Source organism: Streptomyces sp. NPDC097640 (genome assembly GCF_040302705.1).
Classification (GTDB): Bacteria; Actinomycetota; Actinomycetes; order Streptomycetales; family Streptomycetaceae; genus Streptomyces.
In genome coordinates this window covers 117,453-134,232 of sequence record NZ_JBEOSB010000013.1, presented here as the reverse complement: position 1 = coordinate 134,232, position 16,780 = coordinate 117,453, and the positions used below count along the sequence as shown (strand labels likewise).

The window sequence follows — 16,780 nt, the reverse complement described above, 5'->3', positions numbered from 1 at the left end:
CCCCGCCCCCGCCCGGGAAGCGCTGTCGGACCCGGCGCCTACCCTGAAACCGTGACGATCTCAGGAGAGCGGGATGAGCCGGCGGAGCGGCGCGAGGCACGCGGGTGGTGCTGGAGCGTGCTGGACTCCCCTATCGGCCCGCTGCTGCTCGCGGCGACGGATCAGGGTCTGGCCCAGGTCGTGTTCCACGCCGACGAGGCGACGGCGGCCGAGGCCGTCTCGCGGCTCACCGCCCGGCTCGGCGCGGCCCCGACGCCCTCGCCGGCCCGTGGTTCCGACGCCGGGGACACGCCGGAACGCCTCGTCCATCTCGGCACGGCCGTGCGCCAGCTGGAGAGCTATTTCGCGGGCTCGCTGCGCGAGTTCACCGTCCCCCTGGACTGGTCGCTCACCGCCGGTTTCAACCGCCGCGTCCTGCGCGAGCTCGCCGACCACGTGCCGTTCGGCACGGTCGTCGGCTACGGAGAGCTCGCCGACCGCGTGGGCGATCCGGGCGCCGCCCGGGCCGTGGGCGTGGCCATGGGCAGCAATCCGCTGCCGGTCGTGGTGGCCTGCCACCGCGTCGTCGAGAGCGGCGGCGGCATAGGCGGCTTCGGCGGCGGGCTGGAGACGAAGCGCACGCTGCTGGCCCTGGAAGGGATCCTTCCGCAGCCGCTCTTCTGAACCGGTCTACTGAACCGGGCCGTCGCCCCGGAAATATCTTGTTCCGGAAAACTCCCTCCTGTCTTGTCGTGGACACGTTTCGCTCCTATCTTTGGAGCGCTCCCGAGAGCACGGCACCGCGAGCTCTTTCTTGAAGGCTGGACCGCTTTCCCCCCACAGCACTTCCCCCCACAGCGGATAAGGCCTCCCCGGATATGCCGTGAAGAACCGCGGACGACCACATATGCCCGCGGCCACTGCCGGACATCCGGACATCCAAACATCCGACGAAATCGCGCCGGGACGCGCACGTCGGCACGCTCCACACCGCGGGCTTTCCACCCCCCACGGTTCAGTCACGCTTCATCCACGTTCGATGGGAGAACCATGTCTTTTGGCCTGCTCGCCGGCGGCGCGGTCGCGGCGTTATTCGCATCGGGTATTTCCCCGCAAGGCGCGTCGGTGACCGATGTGCCGACCGAGAAGATCCAGGTCACCATCAACACCGTGAACGGATCGGGCTGCCCCAAAGGGACCGCCGCCGTCGCCGTCTCCAGCGACAACACGGCCTTCACGGTGACCTACAGCGACTATCTCGCCCAGGTCGGCGCGGGTGCCGACCCGACCGACATCCGTAAGAACTGCCAGCTCAACCTGGGCGTCCACGTACCGCAGGGCTTCACGTACGCCATCGCCAGCGTCGACTACCGCGGCTACGCCTACCTGGAGAAGGGAGCGAAAGGCACCGAGAAGGCGAGTTATTACTTCCAGGGTTCGGCGGACACCACATCACGGACCCATGACTTCAGCGGTCCGTACAGCGACAACTGGCAGACCCGCGACTCCACCGATTACAGCGCCCTGGTCTGGGCGCCCTGCGGCGTGGAACGCAACTTCAACATCAACACCGAGCTGCGGGTGAACGCGGGTACCTCGCCGGCGGGCAGCACCAGCTTCATGGCCATGGACTCGACCGACGGCAGCAACAACACGATTTACCACATCGCCTGGAAGGAATGTCCTTCCGTCCGGTAAGGCGCGAAACTCCACCAGCCAGGGCGGCGTCGGAGCCTGCCCGGCTTTCCGTCGTCGTCCACAGACGATCGAATGGAGAATCATGCCAGGTGCAATGTTCGCAGGCAGCGTGGCCGCGGCTTTGTTCGCCACGGCACTCGCTTCCTCTCAGCCCGCGTCCGCAAAATCGCCGTTCGACGACCCGCCGCCCGACAAAATCGTGATCACGGTCGCGACGGTCAACGGTTCGGGCTGTCCGGCAGGGACCGCGGCGGTGGCCGTATCGCCCGACAACACGGCGTTCACCGTCACCTACAGCGACTATCTCGCCCAGGTGGGCAAGGGCGCCAAACCGACCGACTTCAGAAAGAACTGCCAGCTCAACCTTGTGGTGCATGTACCGCAGGGCTTCACGTACGCGATCGCCAGCGTGGACTACCGCGGCTATGCGCACCTGGAGAAGGGCGCGACCAGCGTCGAGAAGGCCTCGTACTACTTCCAGGGATCGTCGAATACGGCGGCGAAATCCCATGAGTTCACCGGCGTCTTCGACGACAACTGGCAGGCGACCGATGTCTCCGACATCGCCACCGTGGAGTGGGCCCCCTGCGGCGCGCTCCGGAACTTCAACATCAACACCGAGCTGCGGGTCAACGCCGGCACCTCGGACACGACCAACACGACGAGTTTCATGACCATGGACTCGACGGACGGCAGTGTCAGCACCACCTACCACTTCGCGTGGAAGGAGTGCCCGCCGGCGTAGCCACCCCCCGCCGGACTCCGGGCCCCGTGCGCCCCGCTCCCGAGGAGAGCGGGGCGCACGGCTGCGTCGTGACGCGGCGCGCACGCGGGCTCAGGCGCCCGGTCCGCCCCAGGCCGGATGGCGCGGGTCGTCCGCGCGGACCACCACATCCGCGGCCTCCGCGGGCCGCACCTCCTCCTCGTAGCGCGCGAAGGCGGGCAGCGTCCACTGCTCGTCCTCGTCCGTACGGCGGGCGAGGGCGGCCGGGGACAGCCGCAGATGCACGGACAGGTCGAACGGGAACCAGCGCCCCAGCAGCAGCGCGCCGTGGAGCAGCAGCACCCCGCCCGGCGGCAGTTCGACATACGGGGAGCGGGTCGCCCGGTCGGTCACCGGGTCCCACAGATCGGGGAGCACCCGCCCCGTGCCGCCCGGCGCGGGCTCCAGCGGGCCGAAGACCTCGCGCCACAGCGCGCCGGTATCCAGCCACATGTCGTAGTACGCGTCGGCGTCCCGCCGCCCGTACTCGTAGCGCAGCGACGCCGCGCGCAGAAAGCCGCCCGCCGCGACCACCAGCGCCGGGCGCCCGCGCACCCGCAGCGCCTCCGCCAGGCCGTGCGCCAGCTCGCCGGGGCGCGCCGCCGGGGCCCCGTCGACCGCCACCCGCAGCCAGGGGCCGCCGTCCGCCGCCGTCAGATCCGCGACGCGGTCGGCGAGCGCGCCGGTCAGCCGTTCCCAGGAGATCGCTTCGAGCCGCACAGCCCCCATCATGCAGGGAGGAGTCGCGCTGCTGAACGCGGGCGTACGATCCCCTCATCCCGTCCGGAGGAGTCCCCGCCATGTCGTCGCAGATCGCGCTGTTGCGCGGCATCAATGTCAGCGGCCACAACAAGTTTCCCGTGGCCCGGCAGCGCGAGCTGATGCGGGACCTGGGGTTCGACGGCGTCACCGTCCATCTGCAGACCGGCAACATCGTCTTCGCCGACCCCGGCACCCCGCCCGAGCGGACGGCCCGTACGATCGCCGACCGCATCACCGCCGACCTCGGCCTGACCGTGCCGGTGATGGTCCGTACCCGCGACGAGCTCGCCGCCGCCATCGAGGCCAACCCCTACCCCGAGGCCACGGCCGAGCCGAAGACGCTGCATGTGGTGTTCCTGTCGGCCGCCCCGGCCGACCCGGCCCCGCTGGAGGCCCTGGACCTGGCCTCGTACGCGCCGGACGAGTTCCGGCTGTCCGGCCGGGAGATCTATCTGCGCACCCCGAACGGCTCCGGCCGCTCCAAGCTGGCGGACAAGGTCACGCGGGCGCCGCTCGGGGTCACGATGACGGCCCGCAACTGGAACACGGTCACCAAGCTGCTGGCGCTGGCCGACGCCTGACCCGGCCCGCCCCGCTCATTCAGGCTTTCTCAACTCCAGCCGTACCGCTGCCTCAGCCGGGCCACGACCAGGTCGAAGCGCGGCCGGTCCAGGGCGCAGGCCTCCCGGCGCATGCCCTCCGGGTGCACCCGCAGCACCCGGTCCAGGTCCACCCACGAGTCGCGCCCCGCCCGGTCCCACGGCCCGGACCCGATGGCCACCCACTCGCGGTCGCCGTCGTGCCGCTTGCTCGACAGCTGTACGGCCAGCAGGGTCCCGGCGCGCTCGCGGGCGACGACGAGCACCGGCCGGTCCTTGCCGCGTCCGTCCAGCTCCTCGTAGGGCACCCAGGTCCAGACGATCTCCCCGGGGTCCGGGTCGCCGTCCGGGTCCGGCGCGTACTCCGTCCGCACCCGGCCGACCTGGCGCGGATGCGCCTCCGCGGTGGCGGTGGGGCCGGTGCTGCCGGGAAGCGGGGGCTCGGCGCCGTCGTGCTCGTTGAATGGCGTGATCACGGCCCACACGTTAGCCCGTCCGTGGTTCCGGGTGGCGTGTGAGGGTCCGCTCAGGTGGCAAGGGGCCGTAGTGATGCCTTTGTGACTTCTGATGCGGGAAGGGGTAGAAGGTGCCAGATGTTCTCGACCCGCTGGCGGGCCTCGTCAAGCGGCGCAAAGACCCCGTCGTCGTCCAGACGCTGCGTGCCACGGCCGCCGCGACCATCGCGTACGTCGTCGCGCTCCAGCTGAGCAGCGAACCGGCCCCGCTCACCGCGCCGCTCACCGCCCTGCTGGTGGTGCAGGTCACCCTGTACGCGACCATCACCACCGGCGTCCGCAGGGTGAACGCGGTGGTCGTCGGCGTCATCATCGCGATCGGGTTCAGTGCGCTGGTGGGGCTGACCTGGTGGAGCCTGGGGCTGATCATCCTGGTCGCGCTGACCGTCGGCAATTTCGTACGGGTGAGCGAGTTCGTCGTCGAGGTGGCGATCAGCGCCATGCTGGTCCTCGGCGTGACCCGGGTCGGCGCCACGGCCTGGGACCGCGTGCTGGAGACGCTGATCGGCGCCGGGGTGGGGCTGGCCTTCAACCTTCTGTTCGCCCCACCGGTGTGGGTCGAGACCGCCGGCGAGTCCATCGAGGACCTCGCCCGCCGCATGCGCCGGCTGCTGCTCCACATCGGCGAGGAACTCGGCGGCCACACCCCCGTCGAACGCGCCGCCGCCCGGCTCCACGAGGCCCGCCGCCTCGACCAGGACATCGCCCAGGTGGACGGCGCCCTCCGGCAGGCGGAGGACAGCCTGCGGCTCAACCCCCGCGTCAAGGAGGGCCTGCTCTACCGCGTCGTGCTGCGCACCGGCCTGGACACCCTGGAGATCTGCATGGTCGTCCTGCGGGTCATGGCGCGCACCCTCACCGACCTCGCCAAGAAACGGACCGACGAGCCCCTGTTCCCGCCCGATGTGGCAACCGGCCTGGAGGACCTCTTCGTCCACCTCGCCTCGGCCGTCGAAAGCTTCGCCGTCCTGGTCACCACCCAGGTCAGCGCCAACGCCGAGGAGGCCGAGTCCCGGCTGGCCAGCGAGCTCACCAAGGCCCACGCGAGCCGCGACCAGGCCGCCCACGCCCTCCTCCAGCGCGTCCAGCAGCATCCGCGCCAGTGGCAGCTCCATGGCGCCCTGCTCGCCGAGATCGACCGGATCCTCGACGAGCTGGACATGGAGCAGCGCTCCATCCGCCTGATGGAGGAGCTCGACCGCAGCGCCCGCGAACAGCGCGAGCGCTACCCCCTCCTGCACAAGCTCCAGCGCCGACTCCGCGAGCGCCGCGCGAAGGGCGGCGGCCCGGCCTGACCGCGCCCCGAACCCCCTGAAAGCCGTCCCGGAGCTGCCGATAGGGTCGTGGCCATGGGGACGCCGATCATGGGAACACCCGGTCCGGGGCCCGCCTGGGTGCCGCCGACCGACATCGAGCAGGCTCTGGTCGCCGCCAAGTCCCGCGGGGACTGGGACGGTTATCTGCGGGTGCTGCTGGGCGCCGACACCCTGGCGTACGCGCCGAAGGAGAAGGTCGACCGCAAGAAGTTCGCCACCCCATGGCTGCCGTACCGGGGCCCGGACGGCGGCGAGTACTTCGCGGTCTACACCCGCGGCGAGCTGCTGCCGCGCCGCCCCGACATCGTGGCCTGCCCGATCTCGCTCCCCCTGGCGCCCGAGGAGTGGTGGGGCGAGGAGCTGCGCGGTCTGCTGATCAACCCCGGCACCCCCTCGGAGGCGTTCTTCCCCGACGCCCGCCGCGAGCGCCGCCGCTGGAAGTCCCTGAGGAAGGACGTACCGCGCCGCGGCCACGACGACGACGCGCTGCTGACCAAGTACACCGGCCACCTGCACGGCCCCCTCGCACACGGCCTCGCCTGCGGCGCCCACCTGGCCGTGCACCGTCAGGATCTGTGGAACGACATCGGCGACGTCTGCACGGACTACCGCACCGATGTCGCGGCCCTGGCCGACTCCTGGGACATCACCGACCCGCACGGCTGGCGGGAGCAGATGACGTATCTCCTGGACGGCCGGAACAGCCCGCCCCAGCCGGAATTCCTGCTCCGCCTCCGCCAGGCGATATCCCGCGACCGCTGCGCCGCGCACACCGACCCGGAGCTGTGGCGGCAGGCGGCCGTCGACTCGCTCCGCGCGCGCGGCGCGGACGACGCCGAGATCGCGCACGTCCTGGACATCCTCCAGCAGATCGTCCGCTACGAGGGCCGCTTCCGCGCGGACGGCATCCTCCCGCCCGACGGCTGTGTGACCTCGGCGCTCGGCTACGACTACGGCCGCGCGGTCAACGTCGCCCGCTGGGGCCTGGGCGCCCGCTTCGCGGAACAGTCCGAGGTCGAAGACATGGTGACCCTGGTGGGCGAGCTGTGCCGGGAGCAGTACACCTCCTGGGCGGACTTCTCGGCCGGCTACATCCTGGGGCGGGCGCTGCGCTTCGACGAGGAGTCCTTCGGCCATATGTACAGCTCCGCGCTCTCCCCGCACCGCATCCTCACCCAGGCCCCCGCCAGCCCCTGGCGCAACATCCCCTTCCAGCTCACCTCGGACTGATCCGGGGCCGGGCCCCGGGAACCCCGCTTCCGCCGCCGCAAATTCGGTGGCCGGTGCGCTCGTCCGCGCCCCACAGTGGTGGCACACCACTGAACGAGTAACGGGGGGATCCACGTATGTCGACATTGCGTGTCACCGCTGAGCGGCTGACGATTCATGAACACCCCAACGCCGACGCGCTGGAGCTGGCGCAGGTGGGGCTGTACCGGGCCGTGGTGGCCAAGGGGGCCTTCCGGTCGGGGGAGTTCGCCGTGTATGTGCCGGAGCAGGCGGTCCTGCCCGAGGAGCTGATCGGGGAGCTGGGGCTGACGGGGAGGCTGGCAGGGGCCCAGCACAACCGGGTCAAGGCGATCCGGCTGCGCGGGGAGCTGTCACAGGGGCTGGTGTGCCGGCCGCGGGCGCTGGCGGCGGTGGACCTGGAGCGGGCGGCGCGGGAGGGGGTGGACTTCGCGGAACGGCTCGGGATCGTCAAGTGGGTGCCTCCGGTGCCGATCGCGATGAGCGGAGACGTGGCGTCCGCGCCGGATCTGGTGGCGTGGATCGACATCGAGAACCTCAAGCGCTACCCGGACGTGTTCGAGGACGGGGAGGCCGTCGCGGTCACCGAGAAGCTGCACGGGACGGCGTGCTGTCTGACCTACCTCGCGGACAGCGGGGAGGTGCAGGTGACCTCGAAGGGGCTGGGGGCGCAGCGGCTGGCGCTGGTGGAGGACGGGAAGAACCTGTACTGGCGGGCCGTGCGCGGGCACGGCGCGCCCGCCGTGGCGGCGCGGGTGGCCGCCGAGCTGGGTGCGGCACGGGTCGGGATCTTCGGCGAGGTGTACGGGGACGGGGTGCAGGACCTCGGCTATGGGACCGACAGCCGGCGCGGCGTGCCCGGCTATGCCGTGTTCGACATCGCGGTGGACGTCGGCGGGCGGACGCGCTGGCTGGATCCCGAGGAGATGGCGAAGGTGCTGGACGGCGGGCTGCCGGTGGTTCCGACCCTGTACGCCGGGCCGTACGACGCCGGGCGGGTGCTGGAGCTGGCCGAGGGGCGCGAGACCCTCTCCGGGAGCGGGCTGCACATCAGGGAGGGGGTGGTGGTCCGGGCGGCGAGCGACCGGTACAGCCCGGTGCTCGGCGGGCGGGCCATCGCCAAGGTGGTCAGCGGTGCTTATCTGACGCGCAAGGGCGGCACCGAGTACGAATAGGAGGTGGGGCCGAGGACGGCCGGGCACCGGAGTCCTCGGCCACCGCCCTGGCGATCGGCGTCCGGCGTCCGGTGTGCGCCGGCATGGCGCCCGCGCATGCGGAGCGGGCCCGGGGGCGTAGCCTGCCCCCGAGCCCTGTGATGCCGCCCAAATACGCACGCCGGTCGGTTGTGGACACGGGTCAGTCTGATGCCGTCGTGTTCTGCCTTTGAACTACCGCGCATCGAAGCTGCACGGGCCGGAGTTGAACCGGCATCCGACGACTCGGGCCCGGGCCCGGTCGATCCGGCGATCGGCGGCGAATGCTGAGTCTGGAGCGAGAGTCTGAGATTGATCGCGGTCTGCCTCTGCCTGGTTGGGCTATCCCGGCCTGATGAGCGCCGGGAGGAGGATTTGAACCTCCACTGACGACCGCGCCGTCACGACAAGCTTCAGCTTCAGCTTGCGCTCCTCGCGCACCCCGCCCGCACTCGGGCGGGCGGGGAGTTCATCACGCTACCCGAACAGGTAGCCGAAGACCACGTCGCCGACGCGCTGGTCGGTGGCCTCCGCGCCGTTCGCCTCCTCGCGGGCGAACTTGACCGCCTGCTGGAGCTTTTCGACGCGGTCGAGCAGCTCGTTGACACGGCGGGCCGGGAGGGCGCCGGAGAACTTGACGGTGGTCCAGTAGCCGACCGGGATGTCCTCGTAGTAGACCTCGACCTGGGCCGGGTGCTTGTCCGTGGCCTCCGCCTTGACGTGGTTGCGCGGGACCTTCTTGGTGCGGACGGTGCGAACCGGCTCGGTCTTCCAGGAGTCCGTGGACGGGTCCAGGGACCAGAACTCCGCGGCGTCGAGGACCGGGAGCTTGCGGACGAGGGCGTTGAGGTCGGTCAGCTGCTTCTCGAGGAAGAGGAGGTAGGAGACCGGGACGTCGCGCAGCAGCGTGCGGCCCTCGACCGTCACATCCGCCTTCGCCGAGCAGTTCGACCAGTCCTTGGTGGCGGTGACGTCGAAGAGGCGGGTCAGGATGGCCGCGGTGTCGCGCAGCACGTCCTCCCCCTTGACCTGCACCCGGGTGGACTCGGGCGGAAGCTGCTCGCCCTCCTCGTCCTTGGGCTGGCACGTGCGGGATATGCCGGCCAGCAGGGCCGGCTTCTGAAGACCGTGGTGGGCGGCCGTCAGGTCCTGCTGCGACTTGGACTTGACGCCCTTTTCCACGGCGATGATCTGATTGAGTTTCGCCACACCTGCACGTTAACAGGCGGGTGTGACAGCGCTCGAACGAATTGTTCAGTAGAGGGGGTAGCGGGAGCGCGGAAGCACCACGTCCTCGTAGGGCTCGTATGTCTCGACCGACTGGTGGAACACATAGGCGAAGTCGTCGGCGAGTTCGGCGATGGTGCCCCGGCCCTCGATCTGTGCCAGCCACATCGGGGGCAGGCGGAAGTCGCCGTAGTAGGCGCCCAGCAGATTGCCGCAGATGGAGCCCGTCGAGTCGCTGTCGCCCGAGTGGTTCACGGACAGCAGCAGGGCCCGCTGGAGGGGGGTGCGCCGCCACTTCGGGTCGTAGCCGAGCCCGCCGCCCTTGCTGAGGAGGTTGCGCTTCGGGGCCGTATGGGCCAGGGCGCTGTAGACCGCGATGGCCAGGGCCTCCTCGGCGATCCAGCCGCCGCCGAGCGACTCGGCCTTCTCCGGGGTGGGCTCGCCCTCGGCGGCCAGGGCGACGGCCTTGCGCAGCGCGGTGCTGGTCTCCTCGTGTCCCGGGTAGCGGGTGAGCAGCTCCAGGGTGCGCAGCGCGGCGCCCTCCAGGGAGTCGCCGTCGAGGATGAGGGCGATCATCGCGGCCAGGGCGCCCGCCGCGTAGTAGCCGGTGGGGTGGCCGTGGGTGATCTGGGCGCAGTGGGCGGCGAGTTCGAACGACTCGCGGGCGCCCGAGCCGGTGAGGCCGAAGGGGGCGGAGCGCATCACGGTGCCGCAGCCCTTGGAGCCGCTGTTCACCGGGCCGGGGGTGCCGTCGAGGGCGTCGGAGTACGAGGGGATGTGCTCCGACGCGAGGCCGGACAGGCAGGCATTGCCGGGGGCCCGGCGCGCGTACAGCCACTTCTGCTCGCGCAGCCGGCCGGAGCGCACCAGGTCCTGATCGTCGCGCGCGGGCGGCGGCGCGGAGTGGTTCTGGGTGTCGAGCCAGCGCAGATAGGAGTTGCGCACCATGGCGACCTCGGCGCCGCCGATGCCCTTGGCGGAGTACCTGGCCCCCGCCCGTATCAGCCCCTCCGCGGTGAACAGGGTCATCTGGGTGTCGTCGGTGATGCGGCCGACGACACCGCTCGAGTCCGGGACGAGAGCGGTGATCCCCTTCTCCCCGTGGGCCTCGTGGATCCGGTGCAGGGAGAGGAACTCGATCGGGTTGCCCAGGGCGTCGCCGATCGCGCCTCCGAGCAGACAGCCGCGGATACGAGCCCGCCTGGCGGCCGTTTCGTCCCATGACTCGCGGATCATCGCGCGGCTCCTCCGTACCCCGGTCGTCGCCCAGGCCTGTGTGCTGGCATGCCCGGCCATGCTCCCAGACCACGGATCCCGGACCGCGCCGGGGTACGGCGTTAGATTCGTAGTGGGAGATGGTGCGCCATGCCGAGCCGACTGATCCGTACGGGCGACGAGCCGCTGCACGCGCGCAGCCCGCTGCGTATCCGCTGTGCGCTGGCCATCTGGGGCCTGGCCTGGGCCGTAGTGGGCACGGTGGCCTTCTGGATGGTCCACCGGCCCGGCTGGGCGGCCGCCTGCGGGGTGCTCGCCGTCGTCACGCTGACCGATCTGGTGCTGGTCGTCCGGCACATCCGGCAGGGGCCGCACTACCAGCCCGGCCGGGATGTGCCGCCGTACGCGCCGGTGCGCGGCCCGTATCCGGCGGGCCGGCGGGGGCCGAGGTTCGTCAGCCGTTTTCACCGAAGCGCGCGGCCTTGACGAAGTCCGGGCGCGGGTCGAGCGCCGCCGCCAGGCGGAAGTGGCGCGTCGCCTCGGCCCGGCGGTCGGCCCGCTCCAGGGTGCGGCCGAGGGCGAAGTGGGCGAACGCGTTGTCCGGTTCCCGCTCCAGGACGAGCTGGAACTCCAGCTCGGCCGCCCGGAGCTGCGCCGCGCCGAAGAAGGCGCGGGCGCGCAGCAGCCGGGCGGCGGTGTTCTCGGGGTGGGCGGTGATGACCGAGTCGAGCAGCTTCACCGCGCCGCGCGGGTCGCGGGCGGCCAGCAGCTGCTCAGCCGCGCGGTAGTCGATGACATGGGTCTCGGGCGTGGGCTCGGACACAACCGTTTCCTTCCCGGAGCGCGCCGACGACCACCGTCGGCCGCGAAGTCGATCGTCGGACGAGGTGATCGCGTCGGTGCGGGTGGTGATCGTTGGTTGGTACTGGCTGGACAACAATGACTCCACACCGGTCATTCCCGCCAGAGCCCCGCCGCCCCCGCGCCTCGGCCGTCGGCCCCCCGTGCCTCAGCCGTCGGCCCGCGCTCCGCCCGCCGCCCGCTCGGCCAGCTCCGCCCAGACCTTTCTGACCTGCGGCTCCAGCTCCTCCAGCGGGCCGTCGTTGTCGATCACGACATCGGCCACGGCCAGCCGCTCCTCGCGCGTCGCCTGGGCCGCCATCCGGGCCCGCCCCTCGTCCTCCGTCATGCCGCGCAGCCTCACCAGCCGGTCGAGCTGGGTCCCGGGCGCGGCGTCGACCACCAGCACCAGGTCGTAGAGGGGGGCCAGGCCGTTCTCGGCGAGGAGGGGGACGTCGTGGACGACGATGGCGTCCGGCCCGGCGGCCGCCTCCAGCTCGGCGGAGCGGGCGCGGACCAGGGGGTGCACGATCGCGTTCAGGGCGCGCAGCCGCTCGGGGTCGCCGAAGACGATGCCGCCCAGCTTCGGGCGGTCCAGAGCGCCGTCGGGTGTGAGGACGCCGGGCCCGAACTCGGCGGCCACGGCCGCGAGTCCGGGGGTTCCGGGCTCGACCACCTCACGGGCGATCCGGTCGGAGTCGATCAGCGCCGCTCCGTATGAGGACAGCATGCGTGACACTTCGCTCTTGCCCGCACCGATTCCGCCCGTGAGACCCAGCCTCAGCATGGGGCAAGCCTATGCGCTTCCGTCGCCTTCGCGCTCTGCCAGGAAGCGCTCGAACTCGGCGCCCAGCTCGTCCGCGGAGGGCAGCTCGACCGGCTCGGCGACCAGGCTGCCACGGCTCTCCGCCCCGGCCACCGCGTCGTACTGGTGCTCCAGGCCGCGGACCAGCGCGACCAGGTCCTCGTCGCCCTCCGAGATCTGCCGTTCGATCTCCTCCTGGGTCTTGAGCGCCTCGTTGCGCAGCGCGTGGGCCGCCCCGGGGAGCACCAGGCCGGTGGCCGCGGTGATCGCCTCCAGCGCGGTGAGCGCCGCGTCGGGGTAGGCGGAGCGGGCCAGGTAGTGCGGGACGTGGGCGGCGACGCCGAGCACATCATGGCCGGACTCGGCGAGCCGGTACTCGACGAGGGACTCGGCGCTGCCCGGCACCTGGGCCTCGTCGAAGTAGCCGCGGTGACCGGGCATCAGGTCGGAGCGGTTGCCGTGTGGGGTGATGCCGACGGGGCGGGTGTGCGGAACGCCCATGGGGATGCCGTGGAAGTTCACCGACAGCCGCACGCCGAGCCGCTCGATCAACTGCCGCACGGCCGCCGCGAAGCGCTCCCACTCCACATCCGGCTCGGGCCCGGAGAGCAGCAGGAAGGGGGCCGCGGTCGCGTCGCGCATCAGGTGCAGCTCGATCGCGGGGATCTCGTAGTCGGTCCAGCGGTCGCGCTTGAAGGTGAGCAGGGGCCGGCGCGCCCGGTAGTCGACGAGCCGGTCGTGGTCGAAGCGGGCGACGACCTGGTGCGGCAGACCGTCGAGCAGCCGCTCCACGATCTGGTCGCCTGTCTCACCGGCGTCGATGTAGCCGTCGAAGTGGTAGAGCAGCACCAGCCCGGCCGAGTCCCGGGAGGTTATCGCGTTGACTTCCGCGAGCCCGCTCGGCTCCCACTCGTACAAATCCTGCGGATCTAGCACTGTGACCGCTCCTCCTTGTGTTCCGTTCGGGGAACGTCGGGCGGGGGCACGGCATTCCCGGTCCTCCGACCTTGTCCGGGTGACGTCTGCGCGAAGTGAGATCAGGACAGTACGCGATGGCGCCCCGTTCCCCGGAAGATGGTGACGGAGCGTCATGAAGGGGTTGACCGCGCCCAAGGGGCGCCCCTAACTTCGCGACGCGTCAGAGGTTCACGCTGTCGTCTCACGTTCAGCCACAAGAACATTCACGCGTCACGAAGGTGCCACCCCTGACCACGGCAGGAAGGCGGAACGCCCCATGCACTCCCACACCCCCACCCGCTCCCGGACCCGTGCCCTCGTCGCCGCACCCGCCGCCGGGATCCTCGCCATGGGTGGCCTGGTCGCGGCGGGAACGGCCGTGAAGGACGGGCGCCCGCACTCCGCCCGCCCGATCCCCGTCTCCGACGCGGCTCAGCTCAAGGAGGCCCTCGCGGCCGCCAGGCCCGGCGACACCATCGAGCTCGCCGACGGCACGTACCGCGGGGGCTTCGTGATCACCGCCTCCGGGACCTCGGGCTCCCGGATCACCCTCACGGGGTCCCCGCGAGCGGTGCTCACGGCGAGTGACGGCTATGGATTCGGACTGCACCTGGACGGCGCCTCGTACTGGACGGTGCGCGGCATCACGGTCACCGGCGGCCGCCAGGGGATCATGATCGACCGAGCGGAGAGCGTCACGGTCGACTCGGTCACGGTGCAGGGGCGCGCCTAGGCGGCGTCCGGCGGATCTTTCCATGCGTAAGGCCCGCTCTCCGGGGAGAGCGGGCCTTACGTCAGCCGTTCAGGCCGTCAGCCGAAGCCGGGACGGCCGGTGATCAGCTCTGGCCGCCGGCCAGCTTCTCGCGGAGCGCGGCCAGCGCCTCGTCCGACGCCAGGGCGCCGGAGTTGTCGGCCGACTCCGAGGAGTACGAGCCGCCGGACGCCTGGCCACCACCCTGCGCCTGGGCGGCGCCGCCCGCCTCGGCAGCGGCCTGCTCGTCGGCCTCGCGCGACTTGATGACCTGCGCCTGGTGCTGCTCGAAGCGCTGCTGCGCCTCGGCGTACTGGGTCTCCCAGGCCTCGCGCTGAGTCTCGAAGCCCTCGAGCCAGTCGTTGGTCTCGGGGTCGAAGCCCTCGGGGTAGATGTAGTTGCCCTGGTCGTCGTAGGACGCGGCCATGCCGTACAGGGTCGGGTCGAACTCGACCACGGACGGGTCGGCACCGAAGGCCTCGTTGGCCTGCTTCAGCGAGAGGCTGATGCGCCGGCGCTCGAGGTCGATGTCGATGACCTTGACGAAGATCTCGTCGTTGACCTGGACGACCTGCTCCGGGATCTCCACGTGGCGCTCGGCCAGCTCGGAGATGTGGACCAGGCCCTCGATGCCCTCGTCCACGCGGACGAACGCACCGAACGGAACCAGCTTGGTGACCTTGCCGGGGACGACCTGGCCGATCTGGTGGGTCCGGGCGAACTGCTGCCACGGGTCTTCCTGGGTCGCCTTGAGCGACAGGGACACGCGCTCGCGGTCCATGTCGACGTCCAGGACCTCGACCGTGACCTCCTGGCCGACCTCGACGACCTCGGACGGGTGGTCGATGTGCTTCCAGGACAGCTCGGAGACGTGGACCAGACCGTCGACGCCACCCAGGTCCACGAAGGCACCGAAGTTGACGATGGAGGAGACGACGCCGGAGCGCACCTGGCCCTTCTGGAGGGTGGTGAGGAAGGTCTGGCGGACCTCGCTCTGGGTCTGCTCCAGCCAGGCACGGCGGGACAGGACCACGTTGTTGCGGTTCTTGTCCAGCTCGATGATCTTGGCCTCGAGCTCCTTGCCCACGTAGGGCTGAAGGTCGCGGACGCGGCGCATCTCCACCAGGGAGGCGGGGAGGAAGCCACGGAGGCCGATGTCGAGGATGAGACCACCCTTGACGACCTCGATGACGGTACCGGTGACGATGCCGTCTTCTTCCTTGATCTTCTCGATGGTGCCCCAGGCACGCTCGTACTGGGCGCGCTTCTTCGAGAGGATCAGGCGGCCTTCCTTGTCCTCCTTCTGGAGAACAAGGGCCTCGATCTCGTCGCCGACGGCCACGACCTCGTTCGGGTCGACGTCGTGCTTGATCGAAAGCTCACGAGAAGGGATGACGCCTTCGGTCTTGTAACCGATGTCGAGCAGGACCTCGTCCCGGTCGACCTTCACGATGACGCCGTCGACGATGTCGCCGTCGTTGAAGTACTTGATCGTCTCGTCGATCGCGGCGAGGAAGGCTTCCTCGGAACCGATGTCGTTGACCGCCACCTGCGGGGTGGTGCGGGTTGCCTCGGTGCTGCTCGTCATGTGGGAAAGGGCTCCGGTTACGGACATGAAGTCGTAGGTACTGCTACGCCGGGACCCGTTATCGCACTGTAGAAGTCGAACAGCCTCGGAGGCGTTGATCTCTTCCCGAGGGATCGAAAAGCGCCTCGGTGACCGAGGGACATACAACAGATGCGAGCGCGGCCTGCTCCGTCTGAGGCGCGCAGGCCCGCAGCGCAACTTGTAGCATACGGGGGCAGCCGGACATGGTCAATGCACGAAGAGCCCACGCGGGACTTTTCGCCCCAAACCCGGCAAGTCGCACGGTCCCTGCTGCGACGCGGAGTCCAGCTGTTCCCCACAGCCACAGGTCGACACAGAGAGTACGACGACGCGCCCGATGGTCCAAGAACACATGCCCCGTGCAACCGACGAGCCCGGAACGCCCGGCGCCACCGGAGATCTCATAGCGACGGCCGGCGAGCCGGTCGAGCCCACAGCCACCCGGCGGATCGCCGGTGACACGGAGAGCAGCCGGGCCAGCCGCGGCTGGTGGGACCGCAACGCGGACGAGTACCAGGAGGAGCACGGCGGCTTCCTCGGCGACGACCGCTTCGTCTGGGGCCCCGAGGGGCTCGACGAGGCCGAGGCCGGGCTGCTCGGCCCGGCGGACGGCCTCAAGGGGCTCGCCGTCCTGGAGGTCGGGGCGGGCGCGGCACAGTGCTCACGCTGGCTGGCGGCCCAGGGGGCGCGGCCGGTGGCGCTCGACATCTCCCACCGCCAGCTGCGGCACGCGATGCGGATCGATACCGGAGCAGGCGAAGCGGGCGAAGCGGGCTCGGCGGGCGCCGGGCCGGTCGCGCTCGTCCAGGCCGACGCCACCGCGCTCCCCTTCCGGGACGCCTCCTTCGACCTCGCCTGCTCGGCGTACGGGGCGGTCCCCTTCGTCGCCGATCCGGTGCGCGTGATGCGCGAGGTCCACCGGGTGCTGCGGCCGGGAGCGCGCTGGGTGTTCTCGGTGACACATCCCCTGCGGTGGGCGTTCCCGGACGAGCCCGGTCCCGAGGGGCTCAGCGTCGCCGCCTCCTACTTCGACCGCACGCCGTACGTCGAGCAGGACGAGACGGGCCGTGCCGTCTATGTGGAGCACCACCGGACGCTGGGCGACCGGGTCCGCGACGTGGTCGCCGGGGGCTTCAGGCTGCTCGACCTGGTCGAGCCGGAATGGCCCGCCTGGAACGACCAGGAGTGGGGCGGCTGGTCCCCGCTGCGCGGGAATCTGATCCCGGGGACGGCGATCTTCGTGTGCGAGCGGGACTGAACGGGACCTGCCGGACTGAACGGGACCTGCGGGACTGAACGGGAC

The 16,780-nt window shown here is 70.8% G+C and carries 18 protein-coding genes and 1 tRNA gene; 10 read left to right on the top strand and 9 right to left on the bottom strand.

The window, feature by feature from the left end; all coding sequences use genetic code 11:
• The first annotated feature begins 57 nt into the window (after positions 1 to 57).
• From ABTY62_RS21820 to ABTY62_RS21810, 3 genes are all read left to right on the top strand, one after another.
• Entirely contained in the window at positions 58 to 663 is a 606-nt protein-coding gene (locus ABTY62_RS21820; protein WP_352131192.1) for a methylated-DNA--[protein]-cysteine S-methyltransferase, read from the top strand.
• A gap of 366 nt (positions 664 to 1,029) precedes the next feature.
• The gene (locus ABTY62_RS21815) at positions 1,030 to 1,677 is read left to right on the top strand and encodes a DUF4360 domain-containing protein (RefSeq protein WP_311724879.1); all 648 of its coding nucleotides are present in this window, start codon (positions 1,030 to 1,032) and stop codon (positions 1,675 to 1,677) included.
• 82 nt (positions 1,678 to 1,759) lie between these two features.
• Complete coding sequence (locus tag ABTY62_RS21810; RefSeq protein ID WP_311724878.1) at positions 1,760 to 2,422, top strand: DUF4360 domain-containing protein; 663 nt, start codon at positions 1,760 to 1,762, stop codon at positions 2,420 to 2,422.
• Positions 2,423 to 2,512: 90 nt separating this feature from the next.
• On the opposite strand, the gene ABTY62_RS21805 is transcribed toward ABTY62_RS21810, so the two are convergent.
• Positions 2,513 to 3,169: a nucleoside/nucleotide kinase family protein gene (locus ABTY62_RS21805; protein ID WP_352131191.1), complete on the bottom strand. Its 657-nt coding sequence runs from the start codon at positions 3,167 to 3,169 to the stop codon at positions 2,513 to 2,515.
• Between the two features lie 71 nt (positions 3,170 to 3,240).
• Between ABTY62_RS21805 and ABTY62_RS21800 the strand changes: the two genes are divergently transcribed.
• Positions 3,241 to 3,783 carry a DUF1697 domain-containing protein gene (locus ABTY62_RS21800; RefSeq protein WP_352131082.1) on the top strand — a complete coding sequence of 181 codons (543 nt, stop codon included), beginning with the start codon at positions 3,241 to 3,243 and terminating at the stop codon, positions 3,781 to 3,783.
• A 29-nt stretch (positions 3,784 to 3,812) separates the two neighbouring features.
• On the opposite strand, the gene ABTY62_RS21795 is transcribed toward ABTY62_RS21800, so the two are convergent.
• The gene (locus tag ABTY62_RS21795; RefSeq protein WP_352131081.1) at positions 3,813 to 4,286 is read right to left on the bottom strand and encodes a type II toxin-antitoxin system PemK/MazF family toxin; all 474 of its coding nucleotides are present in this window, start codon (positions 4,284 to 4,286) and stop codon (positions 3,813 to 3,815) included.
• Positions 4,287 to 4,387: 101 nt separating this feature from the next.
• Here ABTY62_RS21795 and ABTY62_RS21790 point away from each other — a divergent pair, with 101 nt between their 5' ends.
• The 3 genes from ABTY62_RS21790 to ABTY62_RS21780 all read left to right on the top strand — a co-directional run bounded on the left by ABTY62_RS21790 (position 4,388) and on the right by ABTY62_RS21780 (position 8,055).
• Entirely contained in the window at positions 4,388 to 5,611 is a 1,224-nt protein-coding gene (locus ABTY62_RS21790; protein ID WP_352131080.1) for an FUSC family protein, read from the top strand.
• A gap of 54 nt (positions 5,612 to 5,665) precedes the next feature.
• Positions 5,666 to 6,862 carry a DUF1266 domain-containing protein gene (locus ABTY62_RS21785; RefSeq protein WP_352131079.1) on the top strand — a complete coding sequence of 399 codons (1,197 nt, stop codon included), beginning with the start codon at positions 5,666 to 5,668 and terminating at the stop codon, positions 6,860 to 6,862.
• Between the two features lie 116 nt (positions 6,863 to 6,978).
• A complete protein-coding gene (locus ABTY62_RS21780) occupies positions 6,979 to 8,055 on the top strand; it encodes an RNA ligase (ATP) (RefSeq protein WP_352131078.1) in 1,077 nt (358 codons plus the stop codon).
• Positions 8,056 to 8,433: 378 nt separating this feature from the next.
• On the opposite strand, the gene ABTY62_RS21775 is transcribed toward ABTY62_RS21780, so the two are convergent.
• The 3 genes from ABTY62_RS21775 to ABTY62_RS21765 form a co-directional block, all read right to left on the bottom strand.
• Positions 8,434 to 8,520 (bottom strand) — tRNA-OTHER (locus tag ABTY62_RS21775).
• Positions 8,521 to 8,550: 30 nt separating this feature from the next.
• On the bottom strand, positions 8,551 to 9,282 hold the full coding sequence (locus tag ABTY62_RS21770) for a DUF7873 family protein (RefSeq protein WP_352131077.1): 732 nt from the start codon (positions 9,280 to 9,282) through the stop codon (positions 8,551 to 8,553).
• A gap of 45 nt (positions 9,283 to 9,327) precedes the next feature.
• The gene (locus ABTY62_RS21765; RefSeq protein WP_352131076.1) at positions 9,328 to 10,536 is read right to left on the bottom strand and encodes an ADP-ribosylglycohydrolase family protein; all 1,209 of its coding nucleotides are present in this window, start codon (positions 10,534 to 10,536) and stop codon (positions 9,328 to 9,330) included.
• 129 nt (positions 10,537 to 10,665) lie between these two features.
• On the opposite strand from ABTY62_RS21765, the gene ABTY62_RS21760 reads away from it, so the two are divergent.
• Positions 10,666 to 11,001: a DUF6343 family protein gene (locus ABTY62_RS21760; protein ID WP_352131075.1), complete on the top strand. Its 336-nt coding sequence runs from the start codon at positions 10,666 to 10,668 to the stop codon at positions 10,999 to 11,001.
• Here the strand turns inward: ABTY62_RS21760 and ABTY62_RS21755 are convergent.
• From ABTY62_RS21755 to ABTY62_RS21745, 3 genes are all read right to left on the bottom strand, one after another.
• Positions 10,970 to 11,338, bottom strand: a complete 369-nt coding sequence (locus ABTY62_RS21755) for a tetratricopeptide repeat protein (protein WP_352131074.1) — start codon at positions 11,336 to 11,338, stop codon at positions 10,970 to 10,972. The genes ABTY62_RS21760 and ABTY62_RS21755 overlap by 32 nt on opposite strands.
• A 186-nt stretch (positions 11,339 to 11,524) precedes the next feature.
• Positions 11,525 to 12,142 carry a dephospho-CoA kinase gene (gene coaE / locus ABTY62_RS21750; protein ID WP_352131073.1) on the bottom strand — a complete coding sequence of 206 codons (618 nt, stop codon included), beginning with the start codon at positions 12,140 to 12,142 and terminating at the stop codon, positions 11,525 to 11,527.
• A 9-nt stretch (positions 12,143 to 12,151) separates the two neighbouring features.
• Positions 12,152 to 13,096, bottom strand: a complete 945-nt coding sequence (locus ABTY62_RS21745; RefSeq protein ID WP_352131071.1) for a PAC2 family protein — start codon at positions 13,094 to 13,096, stop codon at positions 12,152 to 12,154.
• Between the two features lie 298 nt (positions 13,097 to 13,394).
• On the opposite strand from ABTY62_RS21745, the gene ABTY62_RS21740 reads away from it, so the two are divergent.
• Entirely contained in the window at positions 13,395 to 13,850 is a 456-nt protein-coding gene (locus tag ABTY62_RS21740) for a hypothetical protein (protein ID WP_385339409.1), read from the top strand.
• 103 nt (positions 13,851 to 13,953) lie between these two features.
• Here ABTY62_RS21740 and rpsA read toward each other — a convergent pair whose 3' ends face one another.
• Positions 13,954 to 15,456, bottom strand: coding sequence for a 30S ribosomal protein S1 (rpsA, locus tag ABTY62_RS21735; protein ID WP_352131070.1), 1,503 nt, complete (start codon positions 15,454 to 15,456; stop codon positions 13,954 to 13,956).
• A 373-nt stretch (positions 15,457 to 15,829) separates the two neighbouring features.
• Between rpsA and ABTY62_RS21730 the strand changes: the two genes are divergently transcribed.
• Complete coding sequence (locus ABTY62_RS21730; protein ID WP_502997496.1) at positions 15,830 to 16,735, top strand: class I SAM-dependent methyltransferase; 906 nt, start codon at positions 15,830 to 15,832, stop codon at positions 16,733 to 16,735.
• Positions 16,736 to 16,780: the final 45 nt, after the last annotated feature.

Bases quoted from the DNA above. Each gene is read 5' to 3' on its own strand.
- ABTY62_RS21800 (WP_352131082.1), top strand. From the start codon at position 3,241: ATGTCGTCGCAGATCGCGCTGTTGCGCGGCATCAATGTCAGCGGCCAC.
- ABTY62_RS21765 (WP_352131076.1), bottom strand. From the start codon at position 10,536: ATGATCCGCGAGTCATGGGACGAAACGGCCGCCAGGCGGGCTCGTATC.
- ABTY62_RS21740 (WP_385339409.1), top strand. From the start codon at position 13,395: ATGCACTCCCACACCCCCACCCGCTCCCGGACCCGTGCCCTCGTCGCC.
- ABTY62_RS21785 (WP_352131079.1), top strand. From the start codon at position 5,666: ATGGGGACGCCGATCATGGGAACACCCGGTCCGGGGCCCGCCTGGGTG.
- ABTY62_RS21780 (WP_352131078.1), top strand. From the start codon at position 6,979: ATGTCGACATTGCGTGTCACCGCTGAGCGGCTGACGATTCATGAACAC.
- ABTY62_RS21815 (WP_311724879.1), top strand. From the start codon at position 1,030: ATGTCTTTTGGCCTGCTCGCCGGCGGCGCGGTCGCGGCGTTATTCGCA.
- ABTY62_RS21810 (WP_311724878.1), top strand. From the start codon at position 1,760: ATGCCAGGTGCAATGTTCGCAGGCAGCGTGGCCGCGGCTTTGTTCGCC.
- rpsA (WP_352131070.1), bottom strand. From the start codon at position 15,456: ATGACGAGCAGCACCGAGGCAACCCGCACCACCCCGCAGGTGGCGGTC.
- coaE (WP_352131073.1), bottom strand. From the start codon at position 12,142: ATGCTGAGGCTGGGTCTCACGGGCGGAATCGGTGCGGGCAAGAGCGAA.
- ABTY62_RS21760 (WP_352131075.1), top strand. From the start codon at position 10,666: ATGCCGAGCCGACTGATCCGTACGGGCGACGAGCCGCTGCACGCGCGC.
- ABTY62_RS21730 (WP_502997496.1), top strand. From the start codon at position 15,830: ATGCCCCGTGCAACCGACGAGCCCGGAACGCCCGGCGCCACCGGAGAT.
- ABTY62_RS21805 (WP_352131191.1), bottom strand. From the start codon at position 3,169: ATGGGGGCTGTGCGGCTCGAAGCGATCTCCTGGGAACGGCTGACCGGC.